The sequence below is a fragment of the Paenibacillus bovis genome (genome assembly GCF_001421015.2).
In the GTDB taxonomy this organism is placed as follows: domain Bacteria; phylum Bacillota; class Bacilli; order Paenibacillales; family Paenibacillaceae; genus Saccharibacillus; species Saccharibacillus bovis.
Genome location: NZ_CP013023.1, coordinates 2,919,531 through 2,939,005 on the forward strand (window position 1 = coordinate 2,919,531; position 19,475 = coordinate 2,939,005).

The following is a 19,475-nucleotide window of genomic DNA, read 5'->3' on the forward strand; positions in this document are numbered from 1 at the left end:
CTCATTATCCAATAACTACTAGTATGGAGCAATGGAAAAGGAAGAAGGACAACGGATGACATTGAAATCTGGAAATCCTCTGTCTCTGCAACCTATTCAGGATCCCCAGACCTAATCGGAGGACGCCTTCTGACCCTTTACGTAGCCGATGTTCCTGGATCGAAGTTTTTAATTACGTATCACGCAACCGGAATAAATGTACCGTATCAGCATCACGACCGAAGCACAAAAGGAAAAGATGGCAGCCGGGCTCCCTGCAACCTGCCATCTTTTGTGTATTATGGAGCGAAAAGAGGTGCAGCATGAAAGTGTCATTATTCATCACCTGTCTGAGCGATGCCATTTACCCCCGTGTAGGAGAAGCCATGGTTCGTCTGCTGGCTGCACATGGTGTACAGCTGGATTTCCCGCCGGTACAGACCTGCTGCGGACAGCCTTCGTATAATAGTGGATACTGGGAAGAGACGCGAACCGCTGCCAAAACGATTTTGAAAGCGTTTGAATCGAGTGATTTTGTCGTCTCACCATCCGGTTCCTGTACCTATATGGTGCATCATTATCCAGAGCTATTCAAAGATGATCCCTACTGGCTGCAGCTGGCTCACGAATTGGAAGCCAAAACGTATGAATTTACCCAGTTTCTCGTGCAGGTGCTGGGAATTACCGATGTTGGCGCGCATTTTCCATATAAAGTCACTTATCATCCGTCCTGTCACGGCAGTCGGCTGCTTGGCGTCAAGGAAGAGCCGATCGCCCTGCTGTCCCATGTACGGGGACTGGAACTGGTGCCGTTGCCTTTTGCCGAGGACTGCTGCGGGTTCGGCGGGACATTTGCCGTGAAAATGTCGGACATCTCGGGTGCCATGGTATCGGAGAAGGTCGATCATATCAAGGAAACGGAAGCACAGGTACTCGTCGGACTGGATATGGCCTGCCTGATGAATATTGCCGGTAATCTGCGTCACCGGGGTGAGCAGGTGCGGGTGATGCATCTGGCAGAGCTGCTGTATGAAGGGGGGGGGTATCATGAATCCGGCACAATCCACGCAGGGCACAGTGAAAGAAAGAGCAGGTGTCGCGCTGAATAATGATTTTCTGCGCAATGCCGTCAAGTTCACGACCGAGCGGCTGCGCAGTGGCAAGCAGGCTGCTTCTGCCGAACATGGCAATTGGGAGGAGTGGCGGGAGCGCGGCCGGCAGATCCGTCTGCATACGATCGCTCATCTGGATTATTACCTGAATCTGTTTGTAGAAAATGCCCGCAGTAACGGTGTACATGTACATTTTGCCCCCGATACAGCGGCTGCAACGGATATTGTGATGACCATCGCGCGGAACAAGCAGGCTGAATCGGTCGTCAAATCCAAATCCATGGTATCCGAAGAGCTGCATATTAACCGAGCACTCGAGCTCGCCGGAATCGAGACGATCGAGAGTGATCTGGGCGAATATATTATCCAGCTGGCTGGTGAAGGCCCTTCGCATATCGTGATTCCCGCTATTCACAAAAACCGCTATCAGATTGCTGAGCTCTTGTCCGAGGATGCGGGAGAAGAGCTGCCGCCGGATACGACTATTCTGGCCGGTTATGTGCGGCGCAAGCTGCGCGAGAAATTTCTTGGAGCGGATATCGGTATGACCGGATGTAACTTTGCTATTGCAGAGACCGGATCGATGGTGTTGTTTGAAAATGAAGGCAATGCCCGGATGGTGACCACGCTGCCGAAAACACAGATTACCCTTATGGGGATGGAGCGCATCATCCCATCCTGGGAAGATCTGGAGGTGATGGCGACGCTGCTGCCAAGGTCAGCGACCGGTCAGCGCCTGACCATGTATATGTCCGGTATCACCGGTCCGAAACGTACTGGCGATGGCGATGGGCCGGAAGAAATGCATATTATTATCGTGGATAATGGGCGTTCGGAGCAGCTGGGTGATCCTGAATTTCAAGAGCTGCTCAACTGTATCCGCTGTGGTGCCTGTCTCAATGTATGTCCGGTCTACCGGCATATTGGCGGTCACTCGTACGGTGGAACGTACAGTGGCCCGATCGGCGCGGTGCTGACGCCGGCTCTGAACCGCAATGTTGCAGAATGGGACGATATCGCCAATGCATCCAGTCTGTGCGGTGCCTGCTCGGAAGCCTGTCCGGTCAAGATTCCACTGCATGATATGCTGGTCTATCTGCGGCGCCGCAAAGTAGAACGGGGACACGGTAATCGCTGGGAAACACTCGGCATGAAAGGTTTTGCTGTACTGATGGCCAATTCCAAACGGCTGAATCTGGCACTCAAAATGGGACGTATCGCCCAGAAACCGGTCGTGCATAACAAAGGAATCACGCTGAAAATAGGGCCGCTAAAAGGCTGGAATACGTACCGGGTCGCCCCATCGATGGCGGATCATTCTTTCCGCGAGAACTGGCAGGAACTATCAAAAGATACACGCCGGACAGCTCCGCCGATGAATGCAGAAACAAGAGACCGGATGGAGCAAATTCTGCGCCAACGCCGTGCCAGCGGCATACAGGGAGGTCATCATGAATAATTCGCAATCTACGCCTGATTGGCTGCATAAGCTGGAGGAGCAGTCCCGTATTAGCCAACAGGCGTTTATGGATAATATCTCGAATCGGCTTGGTCGTCCGCGTATGACGGAAGCACCGGATCATCCGTACCGCGGAACACCGGCGTTTTGGAGTGAATTCCAGTGGGAGGAACCGCAGCGGATTGATAAATTCACCACCCATTTCCGGGAAGTGGGCGGTCATGTGGTTCGTCTGCAGACAATGGAAGAAGCGGCACAATTTATTGCCGATCATGCAGTGCAGATGAATGCCCGTTATCTGGTTCGTCAGCAGCAGCCGGAACTAGCGCAGCTGCGCTTGGAAGAGCGTCTGCCCGATGTACAGATTTCCAGCTGGAACAGTGATGTGGAGGAAGTCTGGACAGCCCGTGCAGCCGAGGCGGATATCGGTGTTGTGATGGCAGATGGAGCAGCTGCCTATACCGGTACAGTGATGGTTACGTCGGCTCCGCACCAGGGAAGGTCGGTCAGTCTGCTGCCTACCGTATGTATCGTGATTCTGCCGGTGGATCGTCTATATACCCGACTCGGTGAACTGCTGATTCCGATGGATGAGATCGGACGCGAGAATCTGCCTGCCGGTATGCATTTTATCTCCGGTCCCAGTCGTTCATCGGATATTGAGAATGATCTGACTATAGGTGTGCATGGCCCCGGTATTATTTATACACTGTTGGTTGGATAGGGAATATCCGGTAGGATCTTAATTATGCTCTGGTAACAATAAAAGCGCTGCTCTGCGAATCGAAATTCCGCAGGGTAGCGCTTTTATTTATTTAGCTTGTCATCCAGTCGCTTATCATCCAGTCATCTATTGTTCAGCTGTATCCTGATCATTATTTTCGTCTTCATTATTGTTTGACAGCTTGTCCTGGATATACCTGCGCAGCTGGGTTTCATCTACGCCGAGTACTGCTGCGCCGTGGATCGTTTCTTCTTTTAGCAGCGGGGTAGGCGGAATTTGCAGTTTCTCGATATTGCCCACATTGACATCCATACCGAGTCCGGCCAGTTTGAGCATGGTAGAAGGGGACATATTGGTCTGGATATATGGAGCAGTAGCCTTGAGAATGCCTGGCAAATTGACGATAGAGGCAGAGCTTTGCATTTTGGCAGCCAGAGCAGTGAGGAATTTGCGCTGACGCTCGGTCCGGGTAAAGTCCGAGGTGGCATCATGCCGGAATCTTACGTATTGCAGGGCATGCGTACCGTCCAGGGTCTGATAACCTTTTTTGAGATCAATATCATAGCGGTGGCCATCGCCGCCATCGGTATAATGCATATCTTTCTCCACATCCATATCGACGCCGTCCACTTGATCGACCAATGCTTTGAAGCCTTCAAAGTCGATTTTGACATAGCTGTTTACCGGAACACCGAGCAGCTGGCTTACCGTCTCCATAGCGAGTGGAGCACCTCCGTAGGAATAGGCAGCATTAATCCGGCTGCGGCCATGTCCCGGAATATTGACATAGGTATCCCGCATAATAGACATTAGATAGGCTTTTTTACTGACCGGATCAACCGTGGCGACCATCATGGAATCCGAGCGTCCATTGCTGCCTTCATCCCGCGAATCGGTACCGAGCAGCAGAATATGAACAGGATCTTGGCCATCCCATTCAGGCAGTTGGAAAGTCGTCTCCTGGGCGTCTGCGCCAGCCGGATCAACAGGTTCTACCGAAATCGTACTCGCAAATTGAACGACAGAATATGTATAGTAGCCAACAATACCACCGCCGGTGAGCAACAGCAGCAGCAGTATCCATTTCCATTGTCGAAGCAGATTGTATAACAATTGATCAACTCCCTGATAATAAATAATCACATGTTTGTTCATCCTGTATAGTGATTCAATCACCGTTATTGCCTGCGCTTCGTAGAGCATTTGCATGCAATACAGGCCTTATAAATCATAATTATTTAAAATCAATTTGTCAATTTATAAGCATATTATCTTAATATACGAATGGTAAATGAGATTAATATTTTCTTTAAGTTGGTCAATATATGGTTTTGATTACATAATGAAAATGAACTATGCTGGAATAAACAGCAGAACACAACCAATAAGCAATAATCAAGCAACAATCGATGAGAATCGAACAGGAATCTGGCAAAGTCTGATGAGAACCAACCCAATATCTCCTTGCACCATGTTGTACTGGATAGGACGGCATCCATCGAAAAAAGACATAAAATGCGAACAGCCGCTTCTTTCGGTTACGAAGAAGCGGCTGCTGGAGCATATGTGATTCGGGATGTTGATTATTTGAGCGGCTGATGGATAGCAGCCGGTATAGACTGCTTGGACTGTCTGATATCAATCCACTTTTTGATACATAAAATAGCCAGACTCATAACGACGAGTGAAGCACCGGTCAGCACAAATGCCGGTATAACGCCGGAAGCAGTGACGAGAATACCACCGAGCAGGGGCCCGGCTACTGAACTGGCAGAAGTCAGGCTGTTTACCGTACCGAATACACGACCGGTCATATGTACAGGGGTCTGTTCCTGTAGCATAACCTGGAATGGAATAAAGGTAAATCCGGCTCCTACTCCTGCCAGCAGGAAGGAAGCTGTCAGTATAAACGTCGTATGCCATCCGGCATGCAGCATACCGGCAAACGGCCCAACCAGTCCAAACACAATGCCCATTAATGCAGCACCCAGACTCATCTGCAGCAGATGGGAGGTTTTGATCTTTGCACATAGCAGGGCAGCCAGCAGTGTTCCTATACCGCTCGCTGTAATACACCAGCCCAGCAGATCTTCGTTAATATCCGGAATCTGTCGCAGCAGGATAATAGTCTGTGAATCGGCCAACTGAAGAACAAGCAGCACCAGACAGAGCAGCAATGTTCCGTAGGCGATAACAGGGATGCGAACCAGATAGCGAAGGCCGGCTGCTGTATCCGAGAGAAACGAGCGCTGGCGTTCCTGCGTTTTTGCCGCATCTTCTTCATCCACTGTATCGAACAGAGCGTGACCAGGAAGTGCCAGCAGGATAATTCCCGACAACAAGAACGTAAACGCATCGATCACAAAACACCAGTGAATCCCAACGGCGGCAAGCAGCAGTCCTCCGAGAGCGGGACCGGCGATTTTGCTGCCCTGTTCAATAAAGGAACTGATCGAGACTGCCTGCTGTAGATGCTCCTGCGGTACGACTTCCTTGATCTTGCCACTTTTGGCCGGCGAGAACAGTACATCGAATAACCCTTTGAGTACGAGAATGATATACACCTGCCACAGCTGATCGGCGAAAATAAGACCGAATACAAGTACTGCGCGCAGTACATCCGAGATAATCATCAGCCATTTACGATTCAGCCGATCCGCAAGTGCTCCGGCAAAAGGCCCGCCGAGCAGCATTGGCACAACAGCGCACAGGGTAACCCAGGTAATCTGCATGGGGGTAGCCTGCCATTTGATACCGACCAGTGTCAGCAGAGCAAGCAGATGCAGCCAATCGCCCAGATTGGAAATTAATTGTGCGGTAATAAGTGTCCGGTAAGCCCGGTTGCGCAGCAGTGAAGCTACCGTCGGATCATTGCCGGGAGATAGATTGGTTGCCACAAAACATCCTCCCTTTCCTCAAATGAAATAAAATATGTATATATGTATCATAAGGAGAGAAAAGTCTAACTTCCTCCGTCTACAGGATGATTTACAAAACGTCCCAGGTATGGAAAACGGATATGTGAATTTATTGTAAGCTGCGTTGCTGTGTACAGTTGTCAGCAGATGAAAAATACGTTATACTGCTAAATAGTAATAATTACGATTAAACAAAAGGAAGTGTACAATATGGCCAAAAAGTCCAAAGTGATTCGCCAGCAGCAGCGTGAAGCGCTGGTAGCCAAATATGCAGAGAAACGTCGTCAGCTCAAAGAAGCAGGAAATTATGAAGCACTAAGCAAACTGCCGCGAGATTCATCGCCGACACGTCTGCACAGCCGCTGTCAGATTACCGGTCGCCCGAGAGGATACTTGAGCAAATTCAAAATGTCACGGATCATGTTCCGCGAGCTGGCCCATAAAGGACAAATCCCGGGCGTAACCAAATCCAGCTGGTAAATAGCCACAAATAGTGCTTATCCAAAACTTATATACTCATACAGTTAGGGAAAGAATAACTTTCCCTAACTGGGTTTGGGAAGTGAGTGATCGGTACTTTTTAACTATTGTAAGCGCTCTATAAAATGCTATACTGGCTATTAGAAGAAGGGTTGTTACTGGTTATGCAGGCGAAACCTGATTCGGCAGTGAACGTGCAGCGTTGCACCGTTTACTGCTGGATCAGGTTTTTTTATGGGCAAAATGACTTCCTGCAACAGGAAATGTTTTTCGCATACAGTCTATAACCGTATAACTTTTACGATTATCGCAGTGACAGGAGGAAGGTTTATAATGAAGAAAAGCAGCTGGTTTACAGGTATCGTCGTACTCATACTGCTGTTTAGTATGACAGGAACAGCAGGGGCAGCTACGTCATCCCGTAGTACAGGAGGTGATTCGGATATGTATTCCTATTCGTCCAGTACGAAGCAGCATACGCTACAAGGATGGTATAACGGAATCCAGTCGGGTAATGGTAATGTACTGTCATGGCTTGGTATTCCTTATGCTCAGGCGCCGGTGGATGAATTACGATGGCGCGCGCCACAACCGCTAGCAGCTTCGCCGGAACAATCCCATGATGCGAACCGGCTGCCACCAGTGTGTCTCCAGCTCGCTAATGGTCAGGTAACTGGCAGCGAAGACTGCCTGTATCTGAATATATATCGTCCTCATCAGCAGACAGACAATCTGCCTGTACTGGTCTTCCTGCATGGTGGAGGCAATGTTACAGGCAGCGGAGCTTCACTGGAAGCCAAGTCGCTGGCAACAAGCACCAACTCGGTTGTTGTGACAGTCAATTACCGGTTGGGTCTGCTGGGATGGATGAATAATCCGGCAATTCATACCGGTCGTGCTGCTGAAGACTCGGGTAACTTTGCCCTGCTGGATCAGATTCAGGCTCTTCAATGGGTGCAGCAGAATATTCACAGCTTTGGCGGCGATGCGGACAATGTAACACTGGCCGGTCAATCAGCAGGCGCCCGTGATGTGCTGGTACTGACGATCTCGCCGCTTGCCAAAGGATTGTTTGCCAAAGTTATGCCGCTGAGTGGAGGAATGACCACTTCGACCCCGGCACAAGGCCAAGCGTATTCCAATCGCAAACTGGCCGCTGTACTCGTATCTGCTGGCAAAGTATCTACCGAAAAGGAAGGCTTGCAGTATTTACAGCAGACCGATTCCAGAGAACTTCAGCAGACACTGCGCGCTCTGGATGGCAAGCTGCTCGTTCAGGCCGTTGGCAGTGTCATGATCCGTATGTCCGAATTCCCGCATTTGTTCGCAGACGGCAAAGTGCTGCCGGCAGAAGGATTCGATGTGATCGGCAAAGGCAGCTATAATCGTGTACCGATGCTGATCGGCAGTATGGAGAATGAATTTAATGGATTTGCAGCTTATGATCCTGTGTTTATGAACAGCTTTACCAAGAATACATGGGATAAGGCTACCGAAAAGCAGTTCTGGCAGGCGACCGCTTATGGCAGCCGGCTGTATTCATCTTTTAATGCCGACCAGGTGGCGGACAAATACAGTCAGGATAAGAGCGCACGCCCTATTTATGCCTACCGTTTTGCCTGGGGCAACAGTGTGAATGATCTGAAGGCACCAGCCAAATATGTAGCTGCCACACATGGAGTTGATTTGGATTTCCTGAGTGGTAACTTTGCCGGCAGCAGCTTTGCCGCGATGTTCCCGAATCAATTTTACAAATCAGATAATGAAGCTGGACGTATCCAGTTAATGCATCAATATCGCGCTTATATCAAGAGTTTCCTTCATAATGGCACTACCAATAGTAGGGAACAGATGAAATGGCCAACCTGGCAGCAATCCGGTCAGCTGTTCTGGTTTGATGCTAGCAATACCAAAGCACAGTTGCGCTTGATCAAAGGTACACCGGATTATAATGTGCTGCAAAAGCAGATCCGTTCCTCGCTGACAGCAGAAGCTTCTGCAACCGTATGGGACAAAGTACTGAAAGGACGCTTTTTCATTCAGCCGCAGTACTGATTTGATCATTCACCAGAAGATAGAGATCCATAGCAGCCGTTTATGCGTGGCTACGGTTCATGTCTGGCTTCTATAATGATGTGCTCGAAGAACGCAATGACAATCAGAACACCAATAATTGCAATCGACCAATAAAAGTACAGTAAATTATTATAGGACAAACGTAAAAAGCCGCTGTATCTCCGGGTAGCTAACACCGGAGATACAGCGGCTTTATTTTATTTTTTGTAGGCTTTGTAGTATTTGTTCATATGGCTGACGACAATACACTCCCGTGAGCTGTGCTTGCGCATCTTGTAGATCGGGGCTTCTACTTTCAGCACATTGCTGTCGCCGTTTTGATAGCTCGTATCAATTAGTGTATTACCTTCTTCCACTTCGTCAAAACTGCTGATATTCCGTTGTACCCGGCCCAACCGCGGCCCAACCTTGGCGCTGCTGACAGGCTGCTGCATAATAATACGGTACGTATTATCACGGAAGTGAACAATCGGATATTCCCATGAAGAAGAGGAACCTGTCTGCTCCTGGGCTTCTGCCGGAGTAGGTACGTCGGCTTCGATCACAGGCTCCGCATACGCGGACGGAATACCTGAAGAGCCAGCCAGAAGAGTGATAATTAGCAAAATATACGCTTTCATGATGACTCCTTTCGCTTGATGCTGCAAATCATTTATAATAGTCGCTCTATCCCTGGAAATTGAGAATCCATCCTCTATCATAATACAGAACAGCTATCGGTTTCAAAAGTAGACACCCATTTAGTAATATTATACACCAAAAAATGTATATATGCAGTTCATAATTTGGATGAACGAGTGAAAGATAGTAGCGAACGGATATATATATCACTATATAAATGCGCAGCAATGTACGAAAAAGGAGCATCAGCTAGTCACGGTTGGCAGCCATTTGATAATCTACAGTGCTATTCAATCCTGAATAGATTTATCAGATCACTTATCTGCGTCTATTCTGCTGAATCCCCAGTACTCTAATTATAATTAAAATAAAAGCGGCCAGCGCAAATAGAATGCCACACCAGAATAGATGATCCATCCCCAGATGAGTAATAAACAGACCACTGATTGCCGTACCCACAGTAATACCAAGATTGGAAAAGGATACAAACAGACTATTCCCCAGCTCAGGCGCGTCGCCTGATTCCATCATAAGCCAGGTCTGGCTGACGACCAATCCACCGGAATGAATAATGCCCCAGACCAGAATGAGTATAATCATCATTTTCCAATCGTATCCCCAATTATGTATTAGCAAAAAGATCAGAATCAGCAATACAGGAAAGACAAGCACCGTTCGTAATCTGTTTCTTTGCAAAAGCTCGCCGAATCCAAAATTACCTGCGATCATAACCACTCCGAACACCATCAGCATTACACTGATCCATACATGGCTCATATGAGTAACCTGTGTCAGATATTCGGAAAAATAGCTATATACCGAGAACATTGCTGCGAAAATAAAGACAACAGCCAGGATATTCAGCCATAACCGGGCACTTCGCAAAATGCGTAATTGTGCGCCGTAAGAGATCTTTTGACTCACGGGAAGGGAAGGCAGTCCAATCAGCATCCCTACCAGCGCAATCAAGCTAACCAGTGCAGCAAACCCAAAAGCCGCTTCAAGGGATAGTTTGGCAGCCAGATAAGAGGTTAGAGGCACGCCAAAAGCAAAACCTGCAGTAATACCGGCAAATACCTGTGTTACAGCACGTGTACTCTTTTCGGGCAGAACCAGCTGTGCTGCAGTTACAAGGGCAATAGAGAAAAAAACAGGATGAAAAAGAGCCGGCAAAATTCGGAAAACAAGCATCATTTCAAAATGTTCGGTATAGGCATAAACCAGATTGGACAGAGCAAACATCAATACAGTAAAAAGCAGAACCTTTTTGCGGTTCAGGCCTGAAGCAAGCAGGGTAAGAAAAGGCCCTGAAATAGCAACGACCAGCGCAAATATACTAACAAGCCCTCCAGCCTGTGCGGTAGAGATCTGGAACTTCTCGGTGATTTGAGGAAGCACACCTACAATCCCCATTTCGGTAGTGATAATGCCAAATACCCCAAGCGCCAGCAACAAAATAGAAAAAGAATTAGTTTTAGTCATCGGTATCTCGACTCCATTTTCAGATTTATTCTACGTACAAAACGATAACTATAATTGAATACACATACATATCTATATAAGTAGATGTATTCGGTTAAAATTTATTCATATCTAGATATGTAGATGTATCAGGTCGAAAACCTCCTTTTTTAAAGTTCATCACGAATGTATTTGTAAAACTCCTGAATCGTCTGTTCATTACGACGGTAATATGTCCATTTGCCGATTCGTTCAGATTCAAGCAGCCGGGCTTGCTGCATCGAAGCCAGATAGCTGGAGATTACAGATTGCGCCAGACCGGATTTCTTCTGAATATCGGCTACACATACACCGGTTTTCAGGCTGATTCCCTCACGTGCGTAAGCACTGGGATCAAAATATTCTTCGGGATGTTTGAGCCATACCATGATTTGCCGACGGGTGTCATTTGCCAGAGCTTTGTAAATAAGTGCAGGTTCCATATTCATCATTATATCTATTTTTATAGATTTGTAAAACAAATAGATAGCAGCTCGCCAACTGGACAAGAGCCGAAATAGCTAATACCTGTGCCTATCCACTATAATAAAAGGATCCCACTCATTTCATTCATGAGATTGCATAACACAGAATATGGGGTAATCCATAAAGAATGAACAAGACAGGAGTGATGCAGCGTGAATCAAAGTATGACGACAGTCAATCGCAAAGACAAAACGGAGCAGTGGAGAAGCGTACTAAATGATTTATACGATAAATTCCAGGATCATGGACAGCAGGCAGTCAAGGATTATGACGATGAAGCGATCCATCAGGCCCGGGTCAATTGCCGCAAATTAATGACCCTGATGCGCATTCTGGACCCCGAACAGCAGACCGGTCTGCTACCGGTATTCAAAAAAGCCCAGAAGCGTCTTGGCAAAGTACGTGATGCGGATGTGCTGATCGATGCCTTCAAAGATCGGCGCAAGCAGTCCAAGGAAGAAGGTCACGGTGACGAAGCCGATCTGCTCAAAGCGGCCATCGAAGAACACAAGGAACAGCGGCAATTTTACCGGAAAAAGCTGGTCAAAAAATTGCCCAAGCTGCAGGGCAAAAAGCTCAAACGGCAGTGGAAAGACTTTATGGACAACCAGCTGCCTACTCTGGCTATCCAGGCCGATGTGAACCGGATGATGAGAGAACTTGAGATCGCTTACGATCAGAAAAAGCAGGTATACCGCCAGACTGCCAAAGCGGAAGGTATCGAAGCCGCCGAGACACTGGATAGCCTGCACAAAGTGCGGATCGCAGCCAAAGAGCTGCGTTATACAGCGGAGGCTGCAGAATTTGCTTTGAACTCCAAATTCCGCGATCATGAAGAAACGTACAAAAAGATCCAAAAAGAGCTGGGTACAATCAATGATACCCATGTATGGATCGAATCGCTGGAAGAACTGGATGCCAAGGAAATGGGCGTAGATGAAGAAGTACGCACTCGTTTTGTGGACAAGCTGCGTGCCGAGATGATTGCTGCGATTCAGGAGCAGCAGCGTGCTATTTAATATAGTGGATATAACGAATCTGACAAGGATCGCTTTATCAAATAAGTGATAGCTGCTAAAGAGAGACAGGAACTGGGTAATATGTAGAATATGACGTATTAACCTGTAGATGCAGTAATGTACTTTCTACAAAAGGAGCGATTACGATGTCCAAATCATCCAAAAACTGGTTTCTGGCCAAAGGCGATTCTATCGATCTAAAAGATATTGATCCAGGCTACACCGGAGATTACCACTCCAAAGAAGATACCGAATCGGAAAAAGCCGAGCTGACTGAAATATTCGAAAAGCTGCAGCCCAAGCTGTTCGCAAGCGGCAAAAAGTCGGTCTTGTTTGTTTTTCAGGGAATGGATTGCAGTGGTAAAGATGGCGTGATCAACAAAGTATTCTCTATTTCCAATCCGGCAGGGATTCATATTCACAGCTTCAAGGCACCGACAACAGAGGAGCGGAATCATGATTATCTGTGGCGGGCGCATCAGCATGTAGCTGGTTATGGATATATCAGTGCCTTTAACCGCTCCTATTATGAAGATGTGCTGATCACGAGAGTGCATGGACAGATCGATGATCCTACCGCCAAGCAGCGGTTCAAGCAGATCAACCATTTCGAAAAGATGCTGGAAGAAAATGGAGTGCGTGTCGTCAAAATTTTCCTGCACATCTCCAAGGAATTCCAACTCAAAAAGCTGATTGATCGTGTAGAAAAGCCGCACAAGAACTGGAAGTTCGATAAAGGTGATCTGCAGGAGCGCAAGTATTGGGATGATTACCAGAAATGTTATGAAGATGTATTCAAGCACTGTGCATCCGATGATCATCCATGGCATATTATTCCGGCAGACAATCGCTGGTATCGTGATCTGGCTGTCCTGCAGATTGTCGTACGTACCCTGCAAGAGATGGATTTGTCCTACCCGGACCCGATTCCCGAACTTCAGGAGCATCTGCCGGATATGTACGCCGAACTGGAAAAGCTCAAAAAGAAATAAGGTAATATCAGATATAATGGCGATCCCTGCAATATCGCAAAAGCGGCGGATCGCCATTTATCATTTTCTCAACCACTTCTACATAAACAAGATAATCGCTGTACAGTAGGTCTGTACAGCAAGCAGATACAGCGAGGAGGCTAATTATGGCCAGTAAAAGAAAAATTATCGTAACCGGCGGAGCGATTATTCGTGACGAGTACAACCGGATTCTATGGCAAAAGCGTGGTGACTCCCATGACTGGGGATTGCCGGGAGGCGGGATGAAACCGGGGGAGGCGATTGAAGAGACGATGATTCGGGAGGTCAAGGAAGAGACCGGGCTGGAAGTCATCGCCAGCCAGCTCTATGCGGTATATACCGGTGAACGGCTTGAGTATACTTATCCCAGCGGAGATGATGTGGTATTTGTCATGTTTATTTTCGATATCCAGGCCGACCTGGCAGGCAAGCTGGAGGACGATGGTGTGACACTGAAATATAATGATCCCGATGGTGAATCGACTACATTGCTCTTTTGCAGCATAGATGAGATGAAGCTGGAGCAGGTCAACCGTGCGCAGCGTCCATTGGTAGAAGATCTGCGTAACGATCGCCAGGGTGATATTTTGCGAAGCTGACACACAGGCAGCAGTGAACAGTAAATGGCCAAACAGTACAGACAAATGAATAGTAGAACAGGCTGATATCAATAGATAGAGCAGGGAAGGTGAAATCAATATTTGCCAAATGGATTAACCGTATACCAAGAGACTGGCTCGTATGGATGTACCGTCATATGCCGCTGAACCGCTTCAAAAATTGGGCGGTTCGTCGTTCTCAGCACCATTTTCTGGTTGCGGTGCTGGGCGTATTTACCAATGAAAAAGGCGAAGTGCTGCTGCTGCGCCATTCGTATCGTGAGCAGGAGCCATGGGGAATCCCTGGTGGGTGGATGGAGCTGGAGCAGCCCGAACATGGACTAAAGCGCGAGATACGGGAAGAGACAGGACTGGAAGTACATATTGATCGATTGGAAAAAGCGATTCAGCGCAGCGATCCCAATTGTGTGGATCTGATTTTTAGTGGAGAAGTGCGGGCAGGAACCTTTGTGGCCAGCAGCGAAATTACAGATATTATGTACTGCCGGGCTGGGGATTGGCCCAAAGGATTGCCCCGGTCGCAGCAGCTGATTATTCAGGGGATTCTGGATCGCCGTCTATTACGGGCACAGACTGCCAAAGAAATGGAGAAAATCTAATATGAGTGTATATCAAGTACAGATCGGACGCTTGCTTGCAGGACTACGTCAACCGGAAGGGCAGGGACAGTATTATGTGTCTGCGCCGGAAGGTTTATTTACAACGGATCATCTGGAAGGAATCCAGGGTACGTATTGGAGTATGCAGGCTGTAGAGGATCTGCTGTATCAGGCATGTAAGGAGATCATTGGGTCCTTTGCACAATCCGATTCCAATCAGCAGGTCTATACATGTATCATCGAAGCGGATAATGTGAACGGAAACTATCTGATGTATCTGAATACCATCAATGATCTGGAACAGACTACTGCTTATTATGATCAGTACTATCAGGAAAAGTATGCGGAGAACCATAACGAATCGTATAACCGTTCTGCAGAGCAGATTCGCCAATCGATCAAGTATGCAACCGGCGATTATCCGGAGATGATTGATGATTTTGGAGAAGCGCTGGAAAAACCGCTCCATCTGTATCGGGAAATCAACGAGCGGTTGTGGGAAGAAGATGAAGAAGGTTCTCTGCCGGTACTCGATGCGGCTGTCCGTGAACAGATTATGCAGGCAGATGCCGATTCTATTCAGATTATGGACCAGTCGATCCATGATAGTGGATTAACCATGATCGCCCTGAACGTCATGGCACGTCTGCACACGGAAACGGTATTTGAACAGTTGGATCGTACCGCTGACTTTATCGCTTATGTACAGTCGCCGGATGGAGAAGGAGGCGACTATCTGACATTCAGTACACTGATTCGCAAAACGGTTTCTCTGGAGCAATTGTATCTGGCTATGCCACAGGAACAAGAGAGTGACGAACAATTCGATGCACTATTCCAGCAGTATGCTGTCCAACCGGTAGAGGAACAGTTTCAGTATTGGACAGAGCAGATTCGCCGGAATCGCTGGAATACGGACAAAAGTGTAATCAGCAAATACGGCAAAACCGATTTCCATGCTTATGCTGCTTTGCTGGCAGCCGGCTCGGCGATTCGTCCTTTGATTCAGCAGGCACTGGATACGGTAACTGACCAGGACGAAGATCTTGCTCAAATGTACCGGATGCTGCTGCAGGATCTGGCTTAGTATTTGGTTATAAAATGCATTCGTGTATTCAGCCACCAGCTTTATTGCAGCTGGTGGTTTTTAACTATGGACGCATGAGCCGGAATTTGAATAGAGGGTAGAAGATAAGTACACTTTTAGCAGTTAGCAGTTAGCAGTTAGCAGTTAGCAGTTAGCAGTTAGCAGTTAGCAGTTAGCAGTTAGCAGTTAGCAGTTAGCAGTTAGCAGTTAGCAGTTAGCAGTTAGCAGTTAGGTTAGCAGTTAGCAGTTAGCAGTTAGCAGTTAGCAGTTAGCAGTTAGCAGTTAGCAGTTAGCAGTTAGCAGTTAGCAGTTAGCAGTTAGCAGTTACGGTCTTAGTATGTGTCAGTGAGGTTAGCTGCCGAAGACAATCCTGTTCGAACCGCTGAGTCAACAGTTATACCCGCCCGATCATAGGCATCCTGTAAAATAGTCAGCGCCGATCGCACACCGATGCCGAACCGATCGCAGCCTGCTTCCTTCATCAGCAGCAGGGTATCCAGATCACGAATCCCTCCGGCTGCTTTGATCAAAGCGGCATCACCGATTACAGATTTAATCAGCCGGATCGTATCTACTGTTGTCGGACGTGGTCCCCAACCGGTTCCTGTTTTTACAAAAGCAGCACCTGCCTGAACAATCCATTCGCTACCCCGGCGAATCTCGTCATCGGTTAGATAGGCAATCTCCAGAATCGCTTTGACCGGTACCTGTTCAGCGGCTTCGACCACGGCTGCAATATCCTGTATGACCAGTTCGCCATTCCCGGACTTTAGGGCTCCTACATTAATAACCATATCCAGCTCTTTACAGCCAATATCCAGCATTTCCCTGGCCGTGTGTATTTTCATAGAAGTAGTATCTGCACCCGAAGGAAATCCCACTACACCGGTAACTACCGTATCCGGCACATTTGCCAGCTGCTTAATCACATATTCCGTCATATAAGGCATCGGACTAGCGCATATACAATGATATTGTTTTACGATATCAATCAGCTGGTCCACTTCATCTACCGTCACATCTGTACGTACTGCACTCACATCCAGCATGCGTCCGATATGGGCATAATCGATTTCGGATTGTCTCATTAAATGTACCTCCCGCTCACAAAGATAATTACCTTTTATTGATGTCACTTACTATAACTCTCTAATCAATGAAATTCAAGAAGTAAGTATAACTTATTTTCTATGTTTTATATTTCTGCAGAAAGTCTGATACATATAGAAATATAAATAGAATTTAATCATAGAATATAACTAGCTGTATTATTATGAAAGCGCTTGACAAAAGATAATTATCTTTATATATTCGAAACAATATAAATGATTACGAATTATGGTGAAGACAGCAGATGATAACCAAAAATGATCTGTGGAAGGTGACGATCATGCCGAATATTATTGCCTACGATTTGGGTACCGGAGGAGTCAAAGCTTCGCTGTATAACGAGAGACTGCAGACGATTGCACGGTCGTTTGTGGAATACGAGACATTTTATCCGCAGCCGGATTGGCATGAGCAGCGGCCAGACGACTGGTGGAAAGGAATTCGGGAAACTACGAAACAGCTGCTAGCGTCCTCAAGGATTGCTGCATCAGCGATTGATTGTATTAGTCTGTCAGGACATAGTCTGGTGAGTGTGCCGGTGAGCAGACAGGCTGGATGTTTGCAAGAATATGTACCGATCTGGTCAGACCGCCGCGCAGACAAAGAAGCGGAGCACTTTTTCCGCCTTATCGATGAGCGGGAATGGTATATGAAGACAGGTAATGGGTTTCCGGCAGGCTGTTATCCACTGTTCAAATTAATGTGGCTAAACAGGCATCATCCCGACCTGTTTGCCCGTATTGATAAGGTGCTCGGTTCCAAAGACTATATCAATTATCGGCTTACCGGCCAGCTGGCTACAGATCATTCCTATGCTTCCGGTATTGGGGCTTATGATCTGAACAAGGGACAGCTAATGGAGGAGATGCTGGAGGCAGCCGGGTTATCCAGTGAGCTGTTTCCGGATATTGTTCCTTCACATCAGATAATTGGACAGGTAACTGCGGAAGCCTCAGCCTATACAGGACTGCAGCAAGGAACACCTGTCGCCTGCGGAGGAGTGGACAATGCCTGTATGGCACTCGGAGCAGTAGGCGCAAAGGAAGGACAGGTGTACATGTCACTGGGATCATCCAGCTGGATTCCGGTCAATTCCAGTCAGCCGGTGCTGGATGCACAGACGCGGCCCTATGTATTCGCTCATATTGCCGAAGGCATGTATACGAGTGCGTATTCTATTTTTGCCGGTGGCAGCTCGCTGCGCTGGGTGAGAGACACCTTATGCATGGAGCTGGCAGACCGGGCAGATGCCTATGAGCAGATGAATCAGTGGGCGGCCGATGTTCCGATTGGTTCCAACGGAATTATATTCAATCCCAGTCTGGCAGGCGGTAGTTCCCAGGATCGCAGTGTGCATATTCGTGGAGGTTATGTGGGACTGCATCTGGGAACAACGCGAGCGGATATGATCCGGGCAGCCATGGAAGGAATTGCAATGAATTTGCGGATATCGCTGGATCAGCTGCAGCAGCATACAAGGATAGAAAATCGTATGCTGATCTGCGGTGGCGGCAGTCAAAGTCCGCTGTGGATGCAGATATTTGCCGATATTTTTGGTATGGATACAGTCAAAACCAATATCGATCAGGACGCGGCTTCGCTGGGTGCGGCTGCTATTGCTGCCCGGACAGCAGGCTGGTGGAACGATTACCGTATGATCGATACGCTTCATACGGTCGAAAATACATTTGTGCCAGATCCTGTTTGTCGTGAGCAGTATCGTCAGTTAATGCCGGTATTCCGGCATGTTAATCAGATTGCTGCGCAGCTGGGTGATTATATGCATCAGCATTCTATCTCACTGGAAATGAATACAGCCGGCAAAGCTGGCAAGATCGAAAAGACGGACAGCGCATCATACCCTATTGGATCAGTCAAAGGAGTGAGCGGATATGAATGGTAATCTGTACGATACAACGTTTCGGCTGGATGGAAAGACCGCTGTGATTACAGGAGCAGCGTCGGGAATTGGTCTGGCAACAGCGCAGCTATTTGCAGAAAAGGGAGCATCGGTCGCACTGCTGGATCTTCACCTGGAACAAGCACAGCGAGCAGCAGAAGGAATAGAATACAGCGCTGCTTTTGAAGTGAATGTGGCAGACAGTGAATCGGTACGAAAAGCAATAACGCAGGTTCAGGAGAAACTTGGCCATATTGATATTCTGGTGAACAGTGCAGGCATTGGACCGGTAGAATGGGCAGAAGATTATCCCGAAGCAGATTGGCACCGGACGATGGAAGTCAATATGAATGGCATGTTTTTCATGTCCCAGCAGGTGGGCAGGGAGATGATTGCAGCGCAGCAGGGCGGCAAAATTATCAGTCTGGCTTCACAGGCAGGGATAGTAGCTATTGATCGGCATGTAGCTTATAGCGCGAGCAAAGCAGCGGTTATTTCTATTACCCGATCACTCGCTCACGAATGGGGCAAACATAATATTCAGGTCAATGCGATCTCGCCGACAGCTACCTATACACCACTGATTACCGGTTATTGGGAAGGCGAGATCAAGGAAGAAGCCATTCGCAATACACCAGTCGGACGCTTTGCCGAGCCAGGGGAGATTGCTGCAGCTGCATTGTTCCTGGCCAGCGGCTCCGCGAATATGATTACCGGAGCGAATCTGGTAGTGGATGGAGGATATACGATTCATTGATAGCAGTGAATAGGG

18 protein-coding genes are annotated in these 19,475 nt (G+C 47.8%); 12 read left to right on the plus strand and 6 right to left on the minus strand.

Translation table 11 applies throughout. The annotated features are described in order from the left end of the window. Nucleotides 1-302: 302 nt before the first annotated feature. From AR543_RS12555 to AR543_RS12565, 3 genes are read left to right on the plus strand one after another with little or no spacing between them, the layout of a single operon-like run. Nucleotides 303-1,088, plus strand: coding sequence for a (Fe-S)-binding protein (locus AR543_RS12555; RefSeq protein ID WP_060534850.1), 786 nt, complete (start codon nucleotides 303-305; stop codon nucleotides 1,086-1,088). After that, on the plus strand, nucleotides 1,027-2,550 hold the full coding sequence (locus AR543_RS12560; RefSeq protein ID WP_060534851.1) for a LutB/LldF family L-lactate oxidation iron-sulfur protein: 1,524 nt from the start codon (nucleotides 1,027-1,029) through the stop codon (nucleotides 2,548-2,550). Before AR543_RS12555 ends, AR543_RS12560 begins: the two co-directional genes overlap by 62 nt. Then, the gene (locus AR543_RS12565) at nucleotides 2,543-3,274 is read left to right on the plus strand and encodes a LutC/YkgG family protein (RefSeq protein WP_060534852.1); all 732 of its coding nucleotides are present in this window, start codon (nucleotides 2,543-2,545) and stop codon (nucleotides 3,272-3,274) included. Before AR543_RS12560 ends, AR543_RS12565 begins: the two co-directional genes overlap by 8 nt. Before the next feature lie 126 nt (nucleotides 3,275-3,400). Here AR543_RS12565 and AR543_RS12570 read toward each other — a convergent pair whose 3' ends face one another. Beyond that, nucleotides 3,401-4,417: an LCP family protein gene (locus tag AR543_RS12570; protein ID WP_418304196.1), complete on the minus strand. Its 1,017-nt coding sequence runs from the start codon at nucleotides 4,415-4,417 to the stop codon at nucleotides 3,401-3,403. A gap of 440 nt (nucleotides 4,418-4,857) precedes the next feature. Then, on the minus strand, nucleotides 4,858-6,171 hold the full coding sequence (locus AR543_RS12575; protein WP_060534853.1) for an MFS transporter: 1,314 nt from the start codon (nucleotides 6,169-6,171) through the stop codon (nucleotides 4,858-4,860). 231 nt (nucleotides 6,172-6,402) lie between these two features. Between AR543_RS12575 and rpsN the strand changes: the two genes are divergently transcribed. Both rpsN and AR543_RS12585 read left to right on the plus strand, forming a co-directional pair. Then, a complete protein-coding gene (gene rpsN / locus AR543_RS12580) occupies nucleotides 6,403-6,672 on the plus strand; it encodes a 30S ribosomal protein S14 (RefSeq protein WP_060534854.1) in 270 nt (89 codons plus the stop codon). Nucleotides 6,673-7,005: 333 nt separating this feature from the next. Further along, the gene (locus tag AR543_RS12585; RefSeq protein WP_060534855.1) at nucleotides 7,006-8,727 is read left to right on the plus strand and encodes a carboxylesterase family protein; all 1,722 of its coding nucleotides are present in this window, start codon (nucleotides 7,006-7,008) and stop codon (nucleotides 8,725-8,727) included. Between the two features lie 218 nt (nucleotides 8,728-8,945). On the opposite strand, the gene AR543_RS12590 is transcribed toward AR543_RS12585, so the two are convergent. From AR543_RS12590 to AR543_RS12600, 3 genes are all read right to left on the minus strand, one after another. Further along, on the minus strand, nucleotides 8,946-9,368 hold the full coding sequence (locus AR543_RS12590) for a hypothetical protein (RefSeq protein WP_060534856.1): 423 nt from the start codon (nucleotides 9,366-9,368) through the stop codon (nucleotides 8,946-8,948). Between the two features lie 319 nt (nucleotides 9,369-9,687). Beyond that, entirely contained in the window at nucleotides 9,688-10,851 is a 1,164-nt protein-coding gene (locus AR543_RS12595) for an MFS transporter (protein ID WP_060534857.1), read from the minus strand. 149 nt (nucleotides 10,852-11,000) lie between these two features. After that, complete coding sequence (locus AR543_RS12600) at nucleotides 11,001-11,312, minus strand: ArsR/SmtB family transcription factor (RefSeq protein WP_060536762.1); 312 nt, start codon at nucleotides 11,310-11,312, stop codon at nucleotides 11,001-11,003. 195 nt (nucleotides 11,313-11,507) lie between these two features. Here AR543_RS12600 and AR543_RS12605 point away from each other — a divergent pair, with 195 nt between their 5' ends. From AR543_RS12605 to AR543_RS12625, 5 genes are all read left to right on the plus strand, one after another. Beyond that, nucleotides 11,508-12,374, plus strand: a complete 867-nt coding sequence (locus AR543_RS12605; RefSeq protein WP_060534858.1) for a CHAD domain-containing protein — start codon at nucleotides 11,508-11,510, stop codon at nucleotides 12,372-12,374. A 146-nt stretch (nucleotides 12,375-12,520) separates the two neighbouring features. Continuing rightward, nucleotides 12,521-13,366, plus strand: coding sequence for a PPK2 family polyphosphate kinase (locus AR543_RS12610; RefSeq protein ID WP_060534859.1), 846 nt, complete (start codon nucleotides 12,521-12,523; stop codon nucleotides 13,364-13,366). A 146-nt stretch (nucleotides 13,367-13,512) separates the two neighbouring features. After that, nucleotides 13,513-13,986, plus strand: a complete 474-nt coding sequence (locus AR543_RS12615) for an NUDIX domain-containing protein (protein ID WP_060534860.1) — start codon at nucleotides 13,513-13,515, stop codon at nucleotides 13,984-13,986. A gap of 89 nt (nucleotides 13,987-14,075) precedes the next feature. Next, a complete protein-coding gene (locus tag AR543_RS12620) occupies nucleotides 14,076-14,606 on the plus strand; it encodes an NUDIX hydrolase (protein ID WP_227871743.1) in 531 nt (176 codons plus the stop codon). Nucleotide 14,607: 1 nt separating this feature from the next. Beyond that, on the plus strand, nucleotides 14,608-15,693 hold the full coding sequence (locus AR543_RS12625; RefSeq protein ID WP_060534861.1) for a hypothetical protein: 1,086 nt from the start codon (nucleotides 14,608-14,610) through the stop codon (nucleotides 15,691-15,693). Nucleotides 15,694-16,025: 332 nt separating this feature from the next. On the opposite strand, the gene deoC is transcribed toward AR543_RS12625, so the two are convergent. Further along, a complete protein-coding gene (gene deoC, locus AR543_RS12630) occupies nucleotides 16,026-16,781 on the minus strand; it encodes a deoxyribose-phosphate aldolase (protein ID WP_060534862.1) in 756 nt (251 codons plus the stop codon). A 266-nt stretch (nucleotides 16,782-17,047) separates the two neighbouring features. On the opposite strand from deoC, the gene AR543_RS12635 reads away from it, so the two are divergent. Continuing rightward, complete coding sequence (locus AR543_RS12635; protein WP_227871744.1) at nucleotides 17,048-18,706, plus strand: xylulokinase; 1,659 nt, start codon at nucleotides 17,048-17,050, stop codon at nucleotides 18,704-18,706. After that, nucleotides 18,696-19,460, plus strand: coding sequence for a GolD/DthD family dehydrogenase (locus AR543_RS12640; protein WP_060534863.1), 765 nt, complete (start codon nucleotides 18,696-18,698; stop codon nucleotides 19,458-19,460). The genes AR543_RS12635 and AR543_RS12640 overlap by 11 nt, the downstream gene beginning before the upstream one ends. Nucleotides 19,461-19,475: the final 15 nt, after the last annotated feature.

Coding starts and splice junctions, on each gene's coding strand:
- AR543_RS12555 (WP_060534850.1), top strand. CDS start 303: ATGAAAGTGTCATTATTCATCACCTGTCTGAGCGATGCCATTTACCCC.
- AR543_RS12560 (WP_060534851.1), top strand. CDS start 1,027: ATGAATCCGGCACAATCCACGCAGGGCACAGTGAAAGAAAGAGCAGGT.
- AR543_RS12565 (WP_060534852.1), top strand. CDS start 2,543: ATGAATAATTCGCAATCTACGCCTGATTGGCTGCATAAGCTGGAGGAG.
- rpsN (WP_060534854.1), top strand. CDS start 6,403: ATGGCCAAAAAGTCCAAAGTGATTCGCCAGCAGCAGCGTGAAGCGCTG.
- AR543_RS12585 (WP_060534855.1), top strand. CDS start 7,006: ATGAAGAAAAGCAGCTGGTTTACAGGTATCGTCGTACTCATACTGCTG.
- AR543_RS12590 (WP_060534856.1), bottom strand. CDS start 9,368: ATGAAAGCGTATATTTTGCTAATTATCACTCTTCTGGCTGGCTCTTCA.
- AR543_RS12595 (WP_060534857.1), bottom strand. CDS start 10,851: ATGACTAAAACTAATTCTTTTTCTATTTTGTTGCTGGCGCTTGGGGTA.
- AR543_RS12600 (WP_060536762.1), bottom strand. CDS start 11,312: ATGGAACCTGCACTTATTTACAAAGCTCTGGCAAATGACACCCGTCGG.
- AR543_RS12610 (WP_060534859.1), top strand. CDS start 12,521: ATGTCCAAATCATCCAAAAACTGGTTTCTGGCCAAAGGCGATTCTATC.
- AR543_RS12615 (WP_060534860.1), top strand. CDS start 13,513: ATGGCCAGTAAAAGAAAAATTATCGTAACCGGCGGAGCGATTATTCGT.
- AR543_RS12625 (WP_060534861.1), top strand. CDS start 14,608: ATGAGTGTATATCAAGTACAGATCGGACGCTTGCTTGCAGGACTACGT.
- deoC (WP_060534862.1), bottom strand. CDS start 16,781: ATGAGACAATCCGAAATCGATTATGCCCATATCGGACGCATGCTGGAT.
- AR543_RS12635 (WP_227871744.1), top strand. CDS start 17,048: ATGATAACCAAAAATGATCTGTGGAAGGTGACGATCATGCCGAATATT.
- AR543_RS12640 (WP_060534863.1), top strand. CDS start 18,696: ATGAATGGTAATCTGTACGATACAACGTTTCGGCTGGATGGAAAGACC.